The 17701-nt window shown below is 60.3% G+C and carries 17 protein-coding genes and 1 pseudogene; 11 read left to right on the top strand and 7 right to left on the bottom strand.

All coding sequences use genetic code 11. The features are described 5' to 3' along the window. Positions 1–25: 25 nt before the first annotated feature. From ruvX to gshB, 4 genes are all read right to left on the bottom strand, one after another. Positions 26–463 (bottom strand): Holliday junction resolvase RuvX, encoded by a 438-nt coding sequence (gene ruvX / locus BUE92_RS20520; protein WP_003195067.1) that lies wholly within the window; start codon positions 461–463, stop codon positions 26–28. Then, a complete protein-coding gene (locus BUE92_RS20515) occupies positions 463–1032 on the bottom strand; it encodes a YqgE/AlgH family protein (protein WP_073525976.1) in 570 nt (189 codons plus the stop codon). Before BUE92_RS20515 ends, ruvX begins: the two co-directional genes overlap by 1 nt. A gap of 151 nt (positions 1033–1183) precedes the next feature. After that, positions 1184–2089: an energy transducer TonB gene (locus tag BUE92_RS20510; RefSeq protein WP_073525975.1), complete on the bottom strand. Its 906-nt coding sequence runs from the start codon at positions 2087–2089 to the stop codon at positions 1184–1186. A gap of 77 nt (positions 2090–2166) precedes the next feature. After that, complete coding sequence (gene gshB, locus BUE92_RS20505; RefSeq protein WP_054897572.1) at positions 2167–3120, bottom strand: glutathione synthase; 954 nt, start codon at positions 3118–3120, stop codon at positions 2167–2169. 239 nt (positions 3121–3359) lie between these two features. On the opposite strand from gshB, the gene pilG reads away from it, so the two are divergent. The 6 genes from pilG (at position 3360) to BUE92_RS20475 (ending at position 13207) form a co-directional block, all read left to right on the top strand. Then, a complete protein-coding gene (pilG, locus tag BUE92_RS20500; protein WP_014720321.1) occupies positions 3360–3767 on the top strand; it encodes a twitching motility response regulator PilG in 408 nt (135 codons plus the stop codon). Positions 3768–3813: 46 nt separating this feature from the next. Then, complete coding sequence (pilH, locus tag BUE92_RS20495) at positions 3814–4179, top strand: twitching motility response regulator PilH (RefSeq protein ID WP_014720320.1); 366 nt, start codon at positions 3814–3816, stop codon at positions 4177–4179. A gap of 11 nt (positions 4180–4190) precedes the next feature. Next, the gene (locus BUE92_RS20490) at positions 4191–4715 is read left to right on the top strand and encodes a chemotaxis protein CheW (protein ID WP_073525974.1); all 525 of its coding nucleotides are present in this window, start codon (positions 4191–4193) and stop codon (positions 4713–4715) included. Continuing rightward, on the top strand, positions 4712–6763 hold the full coding sequence (locus tag BUE92_RS20485) for a methyl-accepting chemotaxis protein (protein WP_014720318.1): 2052 nt from the start codon (positions 4712–4714) through the stop codon (positions 6761–6763). The genes BUE92_RS20490 and BUE92_RS20485 overlap by 4 nt, the downstream gene beginning before the upstream one ends. 176 nt (positions 6764–6939) lie before the next feature. Then, positions 6940–12759, top strand: a complete 5820-nt coding sequence (locus BUE92_RS20480; RefSeq protein ID WP_073525972.1) for an Hpt domain-containing protein — start codon at positions 6940–6942, stop codon at positions 12757–12759. Next, a complete protein-coding gene (locus tag BUE92_RS20475; protein ID WP_073525970.1) occupies positions 12752–13207 on the top strand; it encodes a chemotaxis protein CheW in 456 nt (151 codons plus the stop codon). Before BUE92_RS20480 ends, BUE92_RS20475 begins: the two co-directional genes overlap by 8 nt. 130 nt (positions 13208–13337) lie before the next feature. Here BUE92_RS20475 and BUE92_RS20470 read toward each other — a convergent pair whose 3' ends face one another. Further along, the gene (locus tag BUE92_RS20470; RefSeq protein ID WP_073525967.1) at positions 13338–13625 is read right to left on the bottom strand and encodes a HigA family addiction module antitoxin; all 288 of its coding nucleotides are present in this window, start codon (positions 13623–13625) and stop codon (positions 13338–13340) included. 14 nt (positions 13626–13639) lie between these two features. Continuing rightward, positions 13640–13918: a type II toxin-antitoxin system RelE/ParE family toxin gene (locus BUE92_RS20465; RefSeq protein WP_043046259.1), complete on the bottom strand. Its 279-nt coding sequence runs from the start codon at positions 13916–13918 to the stop codon at positions 13640–13642. Positions 13919–14428: 510 nt separating this feature from the next. Here BUE92_RS20465 and BUE92_RS20460 point away from each other — a divergent pair. The 3 genes from BUE92_RS20460 to BUE92_RS20450 all read left to right on the top strand — a co-directional run bounded on the left by BUE92_RS20460 (position 14429) and on the right by BUE92_RS20450 (position 15759). Then, the gene (locus BUE92_RS20460; RefSeq protein WP_073525965.1) at positions 14429–14668 is read left to right on the top strand and encodes a DUF6124 family protein; all 240 of its coding nucleotides are present in this window, start codon (positions 14429–14431) and stop codon (positions 14666–14668) included. A gap of 61 nt (positions 14669–14729) precedes the next feature. After that, a complete protein-coding gene (locus tag BUE92_RS20455; protein ID WP_073526463.1) occupies positions 14730–15359 on the top strand; it encodes a nucleotidyltransferase domain-containing protein in 630 nt (209 codons plus the stop codon). After that, positions 15322–15759 carry a hypothetical protein gene (locus BUE92_RS20450; RefSeq protein ID WP_073525964.1) on the top strand — a complete coding sequence of 146 codons (438 nt, stop codon included), beginning with the start codon at positions 15322–15324 and terminating at the stop codon, positions 15757–15759. Before BUE92_RS20455 ends, BUE92_RS20450 begins: the two co-directional genes overlap by 38 nt. Positions 15760–15812: 53 nt before the next feature. On the opposite strand, the pseudogene BUE92_RS29035 reads toward BUE92_RS20450, so the two are convergent. Further along, positions 15813–15899 (bottom strand): annotated as a pseudogene (locus BUE92_RS29035) (HigA family addiction module antitoxin); the annotation flags it as partial. 128 nt (positions 15900–16027) lie between these two features. Here BUE92_RS29035 and BUE92_RS20445 point away from each other — a divergent pair. Both BUE92_RS20445 and BUE92_RS20440 read left to right on the top strand, forming a co-directional pair. Next, positions 16028–16411 (top strand): polymorphic toxin type 44 domain-containing protein, encoded by a 384-nt coding sequence (locus BUE92_RS20445; protein WP_073525962.1) that lies wholly within the window; start codon positions 16028–16030, stop codon positions 16409–16411. Then, entirely contained in the window at positions 16389–16808 is a 420-nt protein-coding gene (locus BUE92_RS20440; protein ID WP_073525960.1) for a hypothetical protein, read from the top strand. Before BUE92_RS20445 ends, BUE92_RS20440 begins: the two co-directional genes overlap by 23 nt. Positions 16809–17701: the final 893 nt, after the last annotated feature.

The raw sequence follows: 17701 nt of genomic DNA, 5'->3' as shown, positions 1-17701 counted from the left end.
ACGGCGTAGCAGCAAGCCGCGTCAGTCAGGATTCAAATAAAGCGGTGTTTTCATCCAGCCAGCCCTGCAACAGCAAGGCCGCGGCGATGGCGTCTACCGGGTTGTCGCGGTAACTGCCCTTTTGCCCGCCACGGTCACGGCGCTCACCCTTGGCTTCAAAGGTGGTGAGGCGTTCGTCGTGGGTATAGAAGGGCAGGTTGTAGCGGCCATTGAGGCGGCGCGCGAACTTCTCGGCGCGCAGGCACATGTCACTGGGGGTACCATCCATGTTCAGGGGCAGGCCGACCACCACCGCGTCAGGCTTCCACTCTTTAATCAGGGCTTCGACCTGGTTCCAGTCCGGTACGCCGTTCTGGGCCTTGAGGGTGCACAGCTCGCGGGCCTGGCCGGTGATGACCTGGCCAACCGCTACGCCGATCTGTTTGGTGCCGTAGTCAAAACCGAGGATCAGACGCAAGGCCATCAGGCGTGCCCCGCCTGGCTGGTCAGCAGGCTGAGGTTGACCCGCAGCTTGGCTGCTGCCGCTTCCAGGCGTAGTTCGCTGGCGGTGTTGAACAGGATGTCAGCGTCGAACGGGCAGGTCAGCCAGGCATTGCTGGCCAGTTCGGCCTCCAGTTGCCCGGCTTCCCAACCGGCGTAGCCCAGGGTGATCACACTTTGCTCGGGGCCGATGCCGTCGGCGATGGCGAACAGCACGTCCTGGGACGTGGACAGTGACACCCCCTCAAGGTCTACCGTGGCCTGGAACGTCGGCCCGGTGGGGTGCAGCACAAAACCGCGATCGGTCTGCACCGGCCCGCCGATGTAGATCGGTACGCCCTGGCAGCGCGCCGGCGGGTCGATTTCCGGGCGCAGTTGCTCAAGGATATCGGCCAGGTTCAGCTCCTGCGGACGGTTGACCACCAACCCCATGGCACCATTGGCCGTGTGCTCGACGATGTAGGTCAAGGTCTGCGCAAAGTTCGGGTCGGCCATATGGGGCATGGCGATCAGGAATTGGTGCTTGAGGTAGGTCGGGCTGACGTTTTTCATGTCCGCTAGTGTGGCGTTGGAGGGGCGAACTGACAAGTGTAGGAGCGAGCTTGCTCGCGAAGATCGTCAACGATTACGCGGGCATCCTGAATGAGCGCGTCGGTCTGGCGTTTTTCGCGAGCAAGCTCGCTCCTACACGAGGCGAGGCGCTTTAGTTGCTGGACAACCGATCGCCCTTGGCGAACCGCCAGGTGCGGATGATTTCCAGGCGGTCCACGTCGTTCAAGTCGCCGCTGAACGGCGCAAAGGGCGCGGCCAGACGCACGATGCGTTGCGCGGCCTGGTCCAGCAGCGGCTGGCCGGAGGACTCCAGCACCTGCACTTCATACAGCGAGCCGTCACGGTTGATCGACACCAGCAAGCGCAAGTTGCCATAAATCTGCTGGCGTCGCGCCTCGTCCGGGTAATTGAGGTTGCCGATGCGTTCGACCTTCTTGCGCCACTCGTCCTTATACCAGGCACCTTTATCGCGCATGGTTGAGGCGGCATTCAGGCGGTAGATCCGCGGGCGCTTGGCATAAAGCTGTTGCTCATGGGCCAGTTCGGCTTCCAGGCTGGAAATTTCGTCGGACAATGTAGAGCTGTCGAAAGTCGGCGCAGGTTTCACCGGCTCGGGCTTGGGTTCGGTCTTGGCCTTTTCGCGCTGGGTCGGGGCTTTTTGCGGTTTGGGCGCGACGGTGGTCACCGCAGCCTTGGGCGTGGCCTGCCTGACCTCAGGCTTGGGCGCCGGCGGCGGAGTGACCTTCTTGACCTGGTTGTCATGGAAGGGCGCTACCTCGGTGGTCTTGGGCACGGCTTTCTTGTCGAGCGTGCCGCTGCCCTGCTGGTTGTCCTGGGCGAGAAAGTCAGCCTTTTCGGGCTTCTTTTCGCTCTTGAACGTAGCGAGTGTGATTTCAAGGGTCTTGGTGATCTGCTTGGGTTCGACCAGGGTGAACCCCACGCCCAGAAGCAGGGCGAGATGAATCAAAGCAGCGAGAAACAGGGTAAAACCGAGGCGATCAGCCGGGCGCACGCCGCTGGGGGAGAATTCGGGGGGCAGATCGTACGGGAGTGTCATGACAAGAAAACCAACATCGCGCGTTTCACAGGTGGCGCATGATAACGCAATGTTGGTAGGTGTCCGGCTGTTCTATGTCACTTGGCTTGTAGCTTGCGTTCAATGGCGACCATCAGCATTTCGCCGATGTTCGTGCCAAATGCGTTGTCGATCTCGCGAATACAGGTCGGGCTGGTGACGTTGATTTCAGTGAGGTTCTCGCCAATTACGTCTAGTCCGACAAAGAGCAGACCTTTTTCCCGCAGGGTTGGACCGACTTGAGCGGCAATCCAGCGGTCTTTTTCTGACAACGGCCGCGCTTCACCGCGACCTCCGGCCGCCAGGTTGCCACGGGTCTCGCCTGCCGCCGGGATCCGCGCCAGGCAATAATCCACCGGCTCGCCGTCAATCATCAGGATACGCTTGTCGCCATCCTTGATCGCCGGCAGGTAAGCCTGGCCCATGATCTGCTGGGTGCCGAGGGCGGTCAGGGTCTCGAGGATCACTGACAGGTTCGGGTCGCCCGCGCGGTGACGGAAGATCGAGGTGCCGCCCATGCCGTCCAGGGGCTTGAGGATCACGTCGCCATGCTTGGCGGCAAATTCACGCAGTACATCGGCGCGGCGGCTGACCACGGTCGGTGGCGTGCACTGCGGGAACAGGGTGGCGAACAGCTTTTCATTGCAGTCGCGCAGGCTTTGCGGCTTGTTGACGATCAACACGCCTGCACGTTCGGCCTGCTCCAGCAGGTAGGTGGAGTACACAAATTCCATGTCGAACGGCGGATCCTTGCGCATCAGGATCACGTCAAGGTCGCTCAGGGGGCTGTCGATTTCGTCAGAAAGCTCGAACCACTTCTCGGGGTTGGCGAACACCTGCAGCGGGCGCATGCGTGCGCGGGCCTCGCCGTCACCCTGGTAAAGGTCGCGCTGCTCCATATAGAACAAAGTCCAGCCGCGGGCCTGGGCGGCCAGGAGCATGGCCAGCGAACTGTCCTTTTTATAGGAAATGCTGGCGATAGGGTCCATGACAATGCCGACGCGAACGCTCATGGGGGATTTCCTCTAGCAAATTGGGGCGCATAAAAGTGGCGTCAGAGTGGCGCTGCGGCTGTTGTGGGTCAAGGAAAAACCACTGGGTGGGTGCCTCGATAGATTGCGCCAGGAGACTGTGCTAAAAAGGCTGGCACGGCGCAGCAGCCCTTGAATTCCAAGGCTTGCGGCGTTCATCCTGTGCAACATCAGGCAGTACACACCGAAAACCGATTCGCTGTGGCGATGGTAGAGCAGATATGGAACAGCATTCCAACGCCTTGAAGGTGATGGTGATCGACGATTCGAAAACGATCCGCCGCACCGCCGAGACGCTGTTGAAGAACATGGGGTGCGAGGTCATCACGGCGATCGACGGTTTCGACGCCCTGGCCCGTATTGTCGATCATCACCCGCACATTATCTTTGTCGACATCATGATGCCGCGCCTGGATGGCTACCAGACCTGTGCCCTGGTGAAGAACAACCCGGCGTTCAAGTCGATCCCGGTGATCATGCTGTCCTCCAAGGACGGCCTGTTCGACAAGGCCAAGGGGCGCATCGTGGGTGTCGATCAATTTTTGACCAAGCCTTTCAGCAAGGAAGAACTGCTGGGGGCGATCAAGGCCTATGTGCCTGGGTTCGCCGCAGTAGAACAAGCACACTGACGCCGCCTCACGAGGGCCGGCGCCGACCAATGTAGCGGGGAAAACCATGGCACGTGTTCTGATCGTCGACGATTCGCCGACCGAAATGTACAAACTCACCGGCATGCTGGAAAAGCATGGCCACCAGGTGCTCAAAGCCGAAAACGGCGCGGATGGCGTGGCCCTGGCTCGCCAGGAAAAGCCCGACGCTGTGCTGATGGACATCGTGATGCCCGGCCTCAACGGCTTCCAGGCTACGCGCCAGTTGTCCAAGGAGCCGGAAACCAACGGTATCCCGATCATCATCATCACCACCAAAGACCAGGAAACCGACAAGATCTGGGGCGCACGCCAGGGCGCCAAGGACTACCTGACCAAGCCTGTGGATGAAGAAACCCTGATTGCCACCCTGAACAAGGTGCTGGCCGGCTAAGGCTTGCGATCATGACCGAGTCGCAAACAGCCTTCGAGCTGCTGCTGGACATCGACCGCCGCTGCCGCTTGCTGGCCGCGGACCTGCCGTCCCAGGAAACGCGCCTGCAACGCTGGAGCGGGATCGCTTTCCGTGTAGGGGCAAACGCCTACGTGGCACCCATGGGCGAAGTCGCCGAGGTGTTGCATGAGCCACGTTGCACCTTGATGCCGGGGGTCAAGCCCTGGGTCAAGGGCGTGGCCAACCTGCGCGGGCGCTTGCTGCCGGTGATGGACCTGGGCGGTTTCCTTGGCCTTGAGTTGTCCAGGGCGCGCAAGCAACGGCGGGTGCTGGTGGTGGAGTTCAACGACCTGTTTGTCGGGCTGCTGGTAGACGAGGTGGTAGGCATGCAGCATTTCCCATTGGACGCCTGGGTGGCGAGCGCTGCCTCGAGCGCGCCGTTTATTCAGGGCCACTTCGACGGCGACCCGCCGTGGCAAGTCTTCAGTCCCTTCGCCCTGGCCCAGGCCCCTGGCTTCATGGATGTTGCCGCATGAGCACTGCTACCACGCCCAAACCCCAGGCCGCTTCGCGCAGTCGTTCGCAGATCATCGTGCTGTTTATCGCCTTGATCGTGTTCATCATGCTGCTGTTCGCCAACTTCGCGTACCTCAACACCCAGTCCACCTACGATAAGCAGTACATCGGCCACGCCGGTGAGCTGCGTGTGCTGTCCCAGCGCATTGCCAAGAACGCCACCGAGGCCGCTGCCGGGAAAGCGGCGGCGTTCAAGCTGCTGGGCGATGCGCGCAACGATTTTGCCCAGCGCTGGGGCTACCTGAAAAAAGGTGACCCGCAAACCGGCTTGCCGGCGGCGCCCAGTGCGGTACGCGCCGAAATGCGGGCGGTGCAGACCGACTGGGAGGCGCTGCTGAAAAATACCGACGCCATCCTGGCCAGCGAGCAGACCGTGTTGTCGTTGCACCAGGTGGCGGCGACCCTGGCCGAAACCGTACCGCAACTGCAGATCGAGTCGGAAAAGGTCGTGGATATCCTGCTGCAACGCGGCGCCCCGGCCAGCCAGGTGGCCTTGGCCCAACGCCAGTCGCTGCTGGCCGAACGTATCCTGGGGGCGGTCAACACGGTGCTGGCGGGGGATGAAACCGCCGTGCAGGCCGCCGATGCCTTCGGTCGCGATGCCAACCGTTTTGGCGTGGTGCTCAATGGCATGCTCAACGGCAACCCGGGGCTGCGTATCACCCAGGTCGAAGACCCGGACGCCCGGGCGCGGCTGGCGGACATTGCCGAGCTGTTCGAATTTGTCTCAGGCTCCGTGGACGAGATTCTCGAGACCTCGCCGCAGTTGTTCCAGGTGCGCGCCTCGGCGAGCAATATTTTCAACCTGTCGCAAACCCTGCTCGATGAAGCCTCGCATCTGGCCACCGGTTTTGAAAACCTCGCCAGCGGGCGCAGCTTCGACACCATCGGCGGTTACGTGCTGGGCTTGCTGGCGCTGGCCTCGATCATCCTGATCGGCCTGGTCATGGTGCGCGAGACCAACCGCCAACTGCATGAAACCGCGCAGAAGAACGAGCGCAACCAGAACGCGATCATGCGCCTGCTGGATGAAATCGAAGACCTGGCTGACGGCGACCTCACCGTCACCGCCTCGGTCACCGAAGACTTCACCGGCACCATCGCAGACTCCATCAACTATTCCGTGGACCAACTGCGCGACCTGGTCGCCACCATCAACCTCACTGCCGGGCAGGTCGCTGGCGCGGTGCAGGACACCCAGGCCACCGCGATGCACCTGGCCCAGGCGTCGGAGCATCAGGCCCAGCAGATTGCCGAAGCGTCTACCGCGATCAACCAGATGGCGCAGTCCATCGACCAGGTGTCGGCCAACGCGGCCGAATCCTCGGCGGTGGCTGAACGCTCGGTGGAGATCGCCAACAAAGGCAACGAGGTGGTGCACAACACCATCCACGGCATGGACAACATTCGCGAGCAGATCCAGGACACCGCCAAGCGCATCAAGCGTTTGGGCGAGTCGTCCCAGGAAATTGGCGACATCATCAGCCTGATCGACGACATCGCCGACCAGACCAACATCCTCGCCCTTAACGCCGCGATCCAGGCCAGCATGGCCGGTGACGCCGGGCGTGGCTTTGCGGTGGTGGCCGATGAAGTGCAACGGCTGGCCGAACGCTCCTCGGCGGCCACCCGGCAGATCGAAACCCTGGTGCGCACCATTCAGGCCGACACCAACGAAGCGGTGATTTCCATGGAGCAGACCACTACAGAAGTGGTGCGCGGCGCACGCCTGGCCCAGGACGCCGGGGTGGCGCTGGAAGAGATCGAAGGCGTGTCCAAAACCCTGGCGGCGCTGATCCAGAGTATTTCCAATGCGGCGCAGCAACAGACCTCATCGGCGGGGCAGATTTCCCTGACCATGAACGTGATCCAGCAGATCACCACCCAGACGTCGTCGGGCTCCACCGCCACCGCCGAAAGCATTGGTAACCTGGCGAAGATGGCTAGCCAGTTGCGCAGGTCGGTGTCAGGTTTCACCTTGCCGCCGCCCAAGCAGGTCGATGATTGAAATACGACCTGAAGAACACCACAGTCCAACTGTGGGAGCTGGCTTGCCTGCGATAGCGGTCTGTCAGATACAGATGTGCCGCTGACCCACCGCTATCGCAGGCAAGCCAGCTCCCACAGTGGATCTCCATTGTTCTTGGCAACACCAGTAACCCATGAATTCTAAGCGGAGCAGTTATGGTTGATCGGCACGACTACGTGGCCCTCGAATGGGTCAAGGGCGATATTGCCGAAACCCTGAAACAGGCCCGGTCGGCCCTGGATGCGTACGTTGAAACCCATGACGACGACGCTCTAAACGAATGCCTGGCCGGTATCCACCAGGTACATGGCGCGCTGCAAATGGTCGAATTCTACGGCGCGGCGCTGCTGGCCGAAGAGATCGAGGAACTGGCCCTTGCGCTACAGGCCGGGCAAGTTGGCCAACGCGATGAAAGTATCCGCCTGCTGCAACAAGCCCTCGGCCAACTGCCGCTGTACCTCGACCGCGTGCACAGTGCCCGCCGCGACTTGCCGCTGGTGGTGCTACCGCTGCTCAACGACCTGCGCAGCGCCCGTGGTGAAAGCCTGCTATCGGAAACCAGCCTGTTCAGCCCGCAACTGCTGTCGATCGAACCGTTGCCTGAGCAAGCCCTGGCCCAACGCGCAACGCCGGATCTGCATGAGCAGTTGCGCCAATGGAGCCACCTGCTGCAACAAGCCCTCGCCGGGTTGCTGCGTGAAGACCACGGCCCCAGCAACCTGGAAGACATGGCGCGGGTGTTCGCACGCCTTGAAGCGCTGTGCCAGGGTGCGCCGCTGATGCCGTTGTGGCAGGTCACCTCGGCGCTGGTCGAAGGCATGCTCACCGGCGTGGTCGCCAACAGCCCGGCGCTGCGCAGCCTGCTCAAGGCCAGCGACAAGCAACTCAAGCGCTTGCTGGTTCAAGGCATCCATGGCATCAACCAGCCGGCGCCGGACGAGTTGCTCAAGAGCCTGTTGTTCTACGTCGCCAAAGTCACCCGGCCGACGCCGCGCATGCAGAGCCTGAAGGAGCGCTACGGCTTGGACGAAGCCTTGCCCGACAGCGCCGTGGTCGATGCTGAACGTGCACGGCTGGCCGGGCCGGATCGCAATGCCATGGGCTCGGTACTCGGGGCGTTGTGTGAGGAACTGGTGCGGGTCAAGGAACGCCTGGATCTGTTCGTGCGCAGTGATCGCCAGCACACCCAGGACCTCGAGCCGTTGCTGGCGCCCTTGCGGCAGATCGCCGATACCCTCGCGGTGTTGGGTTTCGGCCAGCCGCGCAAAGTGATCATCGACCAACTCGCCGTGGTGTTGAGCCTGGTCCAGGGGCAGCGCGAACCCAATGACGCGGTGTTGATGGATGTGGCCGGCGCGTTGCTCTATGTCGAAGCGACGTTGGCCGGGATGATCGGCACCGTCGAACCGCAAAGCCGTGAAGACAGCCGCTTGCCCACCACCGACCTGACCCAGATCCATCAGTTGGTGATTCGTGAGTCGTGCCAGTGCCTGCGCCAAGCCAAGGAGCTGGTGATCGACTGCATTGAGGCTGATTGGGATCGTCAGCGCCTGGAGTCCTTGCCCGAGCTGCTGAGCCAGGTGCGTGGTGCCCTGGCGATGATTCCCTTGCCGCGTGCGGCGAGCCTGATGCGCGGTTGCACCGATTACGTCGATGAGCAATTGATGATCAACGAGGCCGCCCCTTCGGCGGCACAACTGGCGCATTTCGCCGAGGTGGTCAGCAGCCTGGAGTACTACCTCGAACGCATGCTTCAAGACCCTGACGCGGCGGGGGAAAAAGTGCTGGAGCTGGCCGCCCAGGGCTTGAATGCATTGGGCTACCTGCCGGTGGAAAAACCCTGGCGCCAGGCCCTGGTCGCGCCCGAGGGGGCACTGTCCTCCGAGGCCGCGCCAAACCAATCCCAGTTCGATGCGTTGGCCAGCCCTGCATCACGTCTCAACCCTCCGGCCTTGCAGCGTCCCGGTAGCCTGTTGCCGCCGCCTGCCGGTGAAGAACCGATTGACGATGAGCTGCGCGAAGTCTTCCTTGAAGAAACCGATGAAGTCCTCGACGTTTTGCATCGCTACCTGCCCGACAGCGCGGACAAAACCGCCCAGGGCGAAATGCGCCGCGCCTTCCATACCCTCAAGGGCAGCGGCCGCATGGTGCGCGCCCTGGTGCTGGCCGAGCTGGCCTGGGCCGTGGAGAACCTGCTCAATCGCGTGCTGGAACGCAGCGTAGTCCTTGGCCCTGAGGTGCAGCAGGTGTTGGATGAGGCCGTGGCCCTGCTGCCGGAGCTGATCGCCGATTTCGCCAGCGACGACCAGCGCCAGCGCGATGAAGTCGACGCCTTGGCCGCCCGTGCCCATGCCCTGGCCAGTGGCGCTGCTACGTCCGCTACCGAGCCCCATGACCCAATGCTGCTGGAGATTTTTCGCAACGAAGCCCAAGGCCATCTGGACAGCCTCGACCACTTCCTGCAACAGGCCGCCGAGCAGGTGCCGCTGCAGGTCAGCGATGAACTGCAACGCGCCTTGCACACCCTCAAGGGCAGCGCCTACATGGCCGGCGTGTTGCCCATCGCCGAACTGGCGCGCCCGCTGGATCACCTCACCCGTGAGTACAAGGCCCACCGGGTGCCGCTGGACAAGGACGAAGTGGCGTTGTTGCTCGAAGGGCAAGGACTGTTCCAGCGCGGCCTGCGAGACCTGGACACCCATCCCCTGGCGCCGATCAACGGCGCGGCCGACCTGATCAGCCGCACCCAGCGCCTGCTGGACCATCAGCTCGCCGCCTTGCTCGACGCTCCCACGACCGGCCTGCGCGTCAAGCGTGACCCGCATCTGATCACCCGCTTCCTGGCCCAGGGCATGGACATCCTGTTGGACGCCGAAAGCCTGCTGCGTCGCTGGCAGCAACACCCCGGCGACCGTCAGGAACTTAACGCGTTGCTGGACGAACTGACCACCCTGGGCGAGGGCGCGCACCTTGCCGACCTGCATCCTATCGACGCGTTGTGTGAAGCCTTGCTCGACCTGTATGGCGCGGTGGAAGAAAGCAGCCTGGCGGTCAGCGCACGGTTTTTCCAGGAGGCCGAACAGGCCCATGACGCGCTGATCAACATGCTCGACCAGTTGGCCGCCGGCCAGGAAATCAGCCCCGCGCCCGCACGGCTGCAGGCGTTGCGTGCGTTGCTGGACGAAGCCTTGGACCCGTCCGCCACAGGCCTGATCAAAAGCGACGGCAGCCGCACCCTGAGTATCGCCGAGTTGGGCGCGGCCACCGCACAGCTGGATCACGCCACCGCGATGGATGACGAGATTGTCGATATTTTCCTTGAGGAAGCCGTGGACATCCTCGACAGCGCTGGCCAGTCGCTCAAGCGCTGGTTGCTGGAACCCGACAACGCTGCGCCCTTGTCTTCGTTGCAGCGGGACCTGCACACCCTCAAGGGCGGTGCGCGCATGGCCGAAATCGACCCGGTGGGCGATTTGGCCCATGAGTTGGAATGCGTTTATGAGGGGCTGGTAGACCGCCGCTACAGCTATTCCATCGAGCTGTCCCAGGCACTGATGGCCAGCCACGAACGCTTGGCCCAACAGTTGGAGGAATTGCAACAGCAGCAACCCTTGAGTGACGGCGCCGAGCTGGTCGAAAGGCTAAGGGAATTGCGCCAGTCCAGCAGCCCGGCAGCTCCGGTTGCGGTGGCGTCAACCTCGGGTGCCGACCCGGAATTGCTGGATATATTCCTCGAAGAAGCCGCCGATATCCTCGACAGCTCAGGCAGCGCGCTTTTGCGCTGGCAGGACGAGCCGGGCAATCGCCAGGAGGTGGAAACCCTGCTGCGTGACCTGCACACCCTCAAGGGTGGTGCACGCATGGTCGAGATCGGTCCGATCGGCGATCTGGCCCATGAGCTGGAATTTCTCTACGAAGGGCTGTCCGCCGGTTTGCTCGCGCCGACCCCTGAGTTGTTCGCACTGCTGCAAGGTTGCCATGATCGCCTGGCGCAGATGATCGACGCCGTGGCCGGGGGGTTGCCGGTGGGTTCGGTGGATAAACTCATCGAGCGCATCAAGAGCCTGGTGCACCCCAGTGATGAACCGGTCACACCGGTGGCGCTACCGGCGGGCAAGGCCGAAGCGGTCGCCGATCCGGCTGCCGACATGGTGAAAATTTCCGCCGACTTGCTCGATGACCTGGTCAACCTGGCCGGCGAAACCTCGATCTTCCGTGGGCGTATCGAGCAGCAAGTCAAGGATGCGCGCATTGCCTTGAGTGAGATGGAAACCACCATCGAGCGCATGCGCGACCAACTGCGCCGGCTCGACAGCGAAACCCAGGGCCGCCTCTTGAGCCGCCAGCAGGCCGAGGCCGAACGCCTGGGCTACGAAGAATTCGACCCGCTGGAAATGGACCGCCATTCGCAGCTGCAACAGTTGGCCCGTGCGCTGTCCGAATCCGCCTCCGACCTGCTCGACCTCAAGGACACCCTTGAGCGCCGCAACCAGGATGCCCACAACCTGCTGCAGCAACAGGCACGCATCAACACCCAATTGCAGGAAGGCCTGATGCGCACGCGCATGGTGCCTTTCGAGCGCATGTTGCCACGCCTCAAGCGCATCGTGCGGCAAGTGGCGGGCGAGTTGGGCAAGGACGTGGAGTTTATCGTCGGCAATGCCGAAGGCGAGATGGACCGCAATGTGCTGGAACGCATGGCGGCCCCCTTGGAGCATATGCTGCGCAACGCCATCGACCACGGCCTGGAGTCCCGCGAAGTGCGGCTGGCTGCGGGTAAACCGCAGAAGGGCCGCATCACCTTGGACCTGACCCACGAAGGCGGCGACATCGTCTTCGACATGCGTGACGACGGTGCGGGTGTGCCCCTCGAAGCGGTGCGACGCAAGGCGATCAAGCGCGGCCTGCTCGCGCCCCATCAAGAGATCAGCGACCGTGACGTGTTGCAGTTCATCCTGCAGCCGGGTTTTTCCACTGCCGAAAAAATCACCCAGATTTCCGGGCGCGGCGTGGGCATGGACGTGGTGCATGAAGAAGTGCGCCAGCTCGGCGGCTCTATGGTGATCGACTCGACGCCAGGCATGGGCGTGCATTTTCGCATTCGCCTGCCGTTTACCGTGTCGGTCAATCGTGCGCTGATGGTGCACTGCGCGGACGACCAATACGCGGTCCCTCTCAACAGCATCGAAGGCTTGGTGCGCGTGCTGCCCCACGAATTGGCGGGGCACTACCAGCAAGACCCACCGCACTATGAATACGCTGGCCAGCGCTACGAGTTGTTCTACCTCGGTGACCTGCTGCATACCGCCAGCCGCCCTAAACTGCTAGGCCAGTACCAGCCGGTGCCGGTGCTGCTGGTGCACTGCAATGAACGCCGCGTGGCGGTGCACGTGGATGCCATGGCCGGTACCCGCGAGATTGTGGTCAAGGGCCTGGGGCCGCAATTCTCCGGGGTGCAGGGCGTGACCGGCGCGACCATTCTGGGCGACGGCCATGTGGTGTTGATCATCGACCTGCTGGCGCACATCCGCGCCCGGCAACCGGCCTTGCCGGCCCAGGCAGTGGATGCGCCGCTGATCCTCAATGACCCACTGAAAAAACGTCCGCTGCTGGTGCTGGTGGTGGACGACTCGGTCACCGTACGCAAAGTCACCAGCCGCCTGTTGGAGCGCAACGGCATGAACGTGCTCACCGCCAAGGACGGGATCGACGCCCTCGCCATCCTTGAGGAACACACCCCGGACCTGATGCTGCTCGACATCGAAATGCCGCGCATGGACGGCTTTGAAGTGGCCATTCAGATACGCAACGACCCACGCCTGATGCGCTTGCCGATCATCATGATCACCTCACGCACCGGCCAGAAACACCGCGACCGCGCCATGGCCATTGGCGTCAACGACTACCTCGGCAAGCCGTACCAAGAGTCGGTGCTGCTGGAAAGCATCGCCTATTGGAGCAAGTCCCATGCTTGAACACCGCACCAGCCAACTCACCGGCCTGCTGCTGCCCCTTGCCGACCGCCACCTGGTGCTGCCTAACGTCGCCGTCGCCGAGCTGATCGACTTCCAGCGCGGCGAACCGGCCAGCGATGCGCCGCCGTGGTATCTGCGGCAGGTCACGTGGCGCGATCGGCAAATTCCGTTGATCAGCTTTGAAGCGGCCTGTGGCGAAGCCAGCGTGACGGGCAAGCGCTCGAGGATCGTGGTGTTGAATGCGTTGGGTGGCAGGCCCACGTTGAAATTCATTGCCCTGGTGATCCAGGGCATTCCGCGTTCGTACAAGCTCGACAGCGAATTGAGCTACGTGGACGTGCCCCTGTGCCCACTGGAACTGGCGGCGCTGCAAGTGGGCGAGCAGGTGGCGAAGGTGCCGGATTTGATGGGGCTTGAAGCGTTGTTGGTAGAGTCCGGCCTGGCCTGAGCCTGAGCCTTATGACGATCAACTGTGGGAGCTGGCTTGCCTGCTATAGGGGGGGCAGTCAGTGCATTAAACACTGACCCACCGCCATCGCAGGCAAGCTCCCACACTGAGCTGCGCTCATCTCCAGGTCTCAATCAATCCGCGCAAACCGCTCAATTATCGGTTGCTCCCGATGCTCGGCCTGCCATAAGTCGTAGGCACTTTGCATCGACAACCATAACTGGGCAGTACTCACGCCGGCCCGTTCCAACCGAACGGCAAGATCCGGGCTGACCGGGGCGTGGCCATGCAGGATCCTTGAAAAAGTCTCACGGGCGAAACCAAGGCGTCGCGCCATCTCGGTAATGGTGATGCCCAAGGCTGGGATAACGTCCTCAAGTAAAATTTCACCTGGGTGAGGTGGGTTGTGCATACCCATATCAATGCCTCTACTCAGTGGTAGTCAAGATAGTCGACCAGTTCGACCTGATCGTCGAACATCCGAAAAATGATGCGCCAGTTACCACTTATGCTGACGGACCAGTAGTCGAGCAGGTCGCCCTTCAAACGATGGAAGCGCCAGCCGGGCAGGTCCAGTGCATCTGGGTGCTCGGCTTTGTCCAGAATAAGCAGAACGCGGCGCAAGCGCTTTGCATGATTTGCGTTGATGCCCTTGGTTGAACCGGTCTCATAGAAGGCCCTGAGTCCCTTATGTTTCCAGCTAACGATCATGGCACGATTGTGATGTGATGCATCACGCTCTGCAATGGCCTTGCATCGGGTTTAACGGTCGGATTCATGATGTCTGCCCGTGGCACGATTCGGATGGAAAAGGCTAGAGAGGCGAGTTCCGAGCAACAACCTGAAAAGCCTGTCGGAGCATTCTTTGCTGCCTATCGGAATGATTGGGGCGGGTGGGGGCTTCGGATTTTTCCTGCAAGATTTTGGGCCGTGCGTGAACTTGTGGTGAGAGGTCCGCACGCCTAGTCTTCGTCCCGTCATCGCAAAAAACGGTGACACGGACGTGCAAGTCCGGTTACATGTCGGCGCACCAACGCCCATAGCCATTCAACGGGCGTTTTTTATGCCTGCTGTACTCGTTATGGCGGCTGTGCGTGGGAGATTCTTCGAGTCTGCCGGGGTCCGATATGCCCGGTCTTGCACACCTGCGTACAGCTGCCACCTTCATTCGCGTGCAAGCGGAGAGAGGGCAGCCTCCATCACATATCGGAGCTGTAAATCATGGTCAAACCTACGCCCAATCCGCCCCTCTTCACCGTAAACCCCCACCAAGACACCGAAACCCTGCTGGTCAACGCCAGCGAAACCCTGTCCTCCCTCAAGGCACTCACCTGCAACCTGGCCTTCGACCTGGACACCTCCCAACGCGCCATCATGCTGGGGATCCAGCAAATGGCAGAGCTAGGCCAGCTATTGGTGGATCGAGCACTGGAACAGATAACCCCCTCCCCAGCGGCTTAAAACTTGATCGTTCCCAAAAAGGGACCTATCGTTCCCTTTTTGGGACTCATTGGCCATTGCCATGCACACCTTGCCACTCAGTACTGCGCTCTTCACGGCCACCCAGCAAAAAGTGCTGGGCCTGCTTTTCGGCAAGCCCGACCAAAGCTTTTTCACCAATGAAATAGCCCGGTGGGCCCAGGTGGGTAAGGGCAGCCTCACCCGAGAGCTGGAGCGTTTGCAGTTGGCGGGCATCTTGAACATGACGCGCCAAGGTAACCAGACCCACTACCAAGCCAACCCTCAGTGCCCGATCTACTCGGAACTGTTGGCTATCGTGCGCAAGACGCTGAGCCTGGATGACCCATTGCGCAATGCTCTGGCACCGTTTGCCGAGCAAATAACCTGGGCGTTTATCTACGGTTCCATCGCCAAGGGTGAGGCGCACTCATCCAGTGACATAGATCTGATGCTGATCGGTCTAGGCCTCAACTACAGTGAAGTCATGGAGCAACTCATGCCGCTGGAAGAGCAACTGGGCCGCCCTATCAACCCGACGCTTTACACCCCTGAAGACTGGATCGGTAAATGGAATGCCGGGAACAGTTTCGTGCAGCGGGTTGTGCAGCAGGACAAGATCAATCTAATTGGGGGCAACCCCCTGGAATCCACGGATGGACAGCAAGGCAAACCTGGAGAATCTGCAACGTAGTGGCGGCTTGAAGGCTGAGCCGCCGGATCGCAAGGAGTGTGATGGGCTGATGCGTTCAGCCAGGGACCGTTTAAAGGATGCTGGTAATCCACAACTATCATTCGCCAGTCGTTTCGACCTGGCTTACAACGCTGCCCATGCTATCGCCCTCACGGCTTTACGTTTAAAAGGTTATCGCTCTGACAAGCGCTATCTGGTCTTTCAATGCCTGGTTCACACCACCGAGGCGAGCAAGATGGAAGTGAGGTTATTGGCGTTGTGTCATGAGCGTCGCAACCTGGCCGAATATGAAGGTTATATGGACGAAGACGAAGCGCTTTTAGGTCAATTGATGGAGAGGGCAGCAACGCTGATGAGTAACGTGGAAGGTTTGCTGGCTAAGGTCGCCAAAAGGGACTGATCGTTCCCTCTTTGGGACCGCTATCTAACCAACACCACCGACCCATGTCCAGGTCAATCAATCCGCACAAACCGCTCTATCACTGGCTGCTCCCGATGCTCGGCCTGCCATAAATCATAGGCACTTTGCATCGACAACCATTACTGGGTGATATGTCGGAATAGGATGGAGTTACTGTAGGCGAGTTCCGAATTTGGAATAGGCGGGTTTTCAGGCCGCAGTGGAGTGGCTAGTTTCTGCACTCCTCACTGCCAGCAAGGACTCGCAAATGGCCGTACCGTTAATGCCGCCCGGTGTTTCAATTCTTGAAAACATGGCGATATCCCAATCCAAACGCATTCATCTCAAGCCCGGCTCGGCATTCGCCTATTCCTGGTTTTACTCCCAGGTACGTGCGGCCGGCCCTTGGAATTACACGAAGCAGGGGCGTCAGTACGAAGCTTTTGGTAACTTCAATTACGGTGCCACGGGCACGGTGCTGGGCATTCCCGAAAATGTGCTGCTGCGAGCCGCCGGTGTGGCTCAAACCGTCGCCAGAACGACTCGTCCGGATTTTGGATCATGGTGGGGCGGTGAGCCTTTTGGTGATGACCCACGGGACCAATATTGGATAAGGAGAGGTATTGAATATGCCATTTCGCAAGGCCACTAAGCGCCTCATACCTGTTCTGCGTAATTGCCTGCTTGTGATCTGCCTGCTCTATATCGGCGGCAGTTGGGTCCTGTCGCCCGGAACACCGGACCTGGATGAAGTGGTGTTGAAGCATTCCCTGGGCAACGGTATGTCGATCTATGGTGCGCGAGATGCCCAAGGTGGCGCGACGGTGGGGTTTTCCTACAGGTACTACGTGCATAAGGATTTGGGAAGTGATCAGGAAATACTCAGCGCATTAGTGTCGGCACCTGCTTTTCTCAAAACAAAAGAGCCGGATGTTCAAGTCAATAATGAGGGTGGTGTCCTGCATCTGGTTATTCAGGGAGAAGTGTATGAGTACCACAGTTATGCGCTGGAGGGCCTGGGGAAGGTCAGGGTGATGATGGTGTTGTGATGGGGTAGCCCTCAGATTTTTCCTGCAGGATGTCGGGAGCCGATATGCCCGGTCTTGCATACCTGCGCACGGCTGCCACCTTATCTGCGTGCAAGCGGAAGGGGGCAGCGTCCATCACATATCGGAGCTGTAAATCATGGTCAAACCTACGCCCAATCCACCCCTCCCCAGCCGCTTGAACCTTGATCGTTCCCCCCCAATGGACCTGGCGCCCCCATGATTCCCCCACGCTGCATTCCCAACCAGAGCTCGATATTAATAGTTTTCGCTCCAGCAGCCACTAAGACGCTGTATGGTTTAGTAGGGGGGAATGCCTGCACATTCAATGTGGTTTTTCAGTGGCGCTGTGTTGAAGTAAGGCGCGTGAAATTATGAAGAAAATTAGATAGTTGAACAATATGAGTCCGTACAATGCCAGTAGGAGTGCGGAGGTGAATATAGGCAGTAAAAATAAATGGCTGCCTACCATTCTGAGTTTGTGGTCGTGTGCCGCAAAGTCTATATGGCTAAAATAGTTCTGATAAATAAATAAAGCATTTACCAAGGTAAGGCCCATACACATAAAAATGTACTTTGGCCAGGTTATGTCTTTCAGGTTGATTTTAGCCAGTGTCGAATTTTTTATTGTGTTGAGCAGTACAAGGGTTCCGAAAATAGGCCCGAAGATGCTGATGTAATTAGCTATCGCTTTGGCTGGCAAGGGAAAATGTGATGACCATGCGCCCACTACACCCAACAGATTATTATCGAGAAAATTATTGAATGCTAACGAAATGGGTGTGTTGGGTTGAGCGGGTAACACTGCAGCCAGCACGAAGATCGGGAAAATGCTTAAGAATATTGTTAGCAGTGGGAGTTTTATCGAAGAGTGTCGTGGTAGTGATGTATTCACA

It is taken from the genome of Pseudomonas fluorescens (genome assembly GCF_001902145.1).
Classification (GTDB): Bacteria; Pseudomonadota; Gammaproteobacteria; order Pseudomonadales; family Pseudomonadaceae; genus Aquipseudomonas; species Aquipseudomonas fluorescens_BV.
This window is presented reverse-complemented; position numbering and strand designations above follow the sequence as displayed.

Excerpts from the sequence above, each read along its gene's own strand:
- BUE92_RS20440 (WP_073525960.1), top strand. The coding sequence starts at position 16,389 with ATGCCATTTCGCAAGGCCACTAAGCGCCTCATACCTGTTCTGCGTAAT.
- BUE92_RS20480 (WP_073525972.1), top strand. The coding sequence starts at position 6,940 with ATGGTTGATCGGCACGACTACGTGGCCCTCGAATGGGTCAAGGGCGAT.
- gshB (WP_054897572.1), bottom strand. The coding sequence starts at position 3,120 with ATGAGCGTTCGCGTCGGCATTGTCATGGACCCTATCGCCAGCATTTCC.
- BUE92_RS20455 (WP_073526463.1), top strand. The coding sequence starts at position 14,730 with ATGCACACCTTGCCACTCAGTACTGCGCTCTTCACGGCCACCCAGCAA.
- BUE92_RS20510 (WP_073525975.1), bottom strand. The coding sequence starts at position 2,089 with ATGACACTCCCGTACGATCTGCCCCCCGAATTCTCCCCCAGCGGCGTG.
- BUE92_RS20470 (WP_073525967.1), bottom strand. The coding sequence starts at position 13,625 with ATGGGTATGCACAACCCACCTCACCCAGGTGAAATTTTACTTGAGGAC.
- pilH (WP_014720320.1), top strand. The coding sequence starts at position 3,814 with ATGGCACGTGTTCTGATCGTCGACGATTCGCCGACCGAAATGTACAAA.
- BUE92_RS20445 (WP_073525962.1), top strand. The coding sequence starts at position 16,028 with ATGGCCGTACCGTTAATGCCGCCCGGTGTTTCAATTCTTGAAAACATG.
- ruvX (WP_003195067.1), bottom strand. The coding sequence starts at position 463 with ATGGCCTTGCGTCTGATCCTCGGTTTTGACTACGGCACCAAACAGATC.
- BUE92_RS20460 (WP_073525965.1), top strand. The coding sequence starts at position 14,429 with ATGGTCAAACCTACGCCCAATCCGCCCCTCTTCACCGTAAACCCCCAC.
- pilG (WP_014720321.1), top strand. The coding sequence starts at position 3,360 with ATGGAACAGCATTCCAACGCCTTGAAGGTGATGGTGATCGACGATTCG.
- BUE92_RS20450 (WP_073525964.1), top strand. The coding sequence starts at position 15,322 with ATGGACAGCAAGGCAAACCTGGAGAATCTGCAACGTAGTGGCGGCTTG.
- BUE92_RS20485 (WP_014720318.1), top strand. The coding sequence starts at position 4,712 with ATGAGCACTGCTACCACGCCCAAACCCCAGGCCGCTTCGCGCAGTCGT.
- BUE92_RS20465 (WP_043046259.1), bottom strand. The coding sequence starts at position 13,918 with ATGATCGTTAGCTGGAAACATAAGGGACTCAGGGCCTTCTATGAGACC.
- BUE92_RS20475 (WP_073525970.1), top strand. The coding sequence starts at position 12,752 with ATGCTTGAACACCGCACCAGCCAACTCACCGGCCTGCTGCTGCCCCTT.
- BUE92_RS20490 (WP_073525974.1), top strand. The coding sequence starts at position 4,191 with ATGACCGAGTCGCAAACAGCCTTCGAGCTGCTGCTGGACATCGACCGC.
- BUE92_RS20515 (WP_073525976.1), bottom strand. The coding sequence starts at position 1,032 with ATGAAAAACGTCAGCCCGACCTACCTCAAGCACCAATTCCTGATCGCC.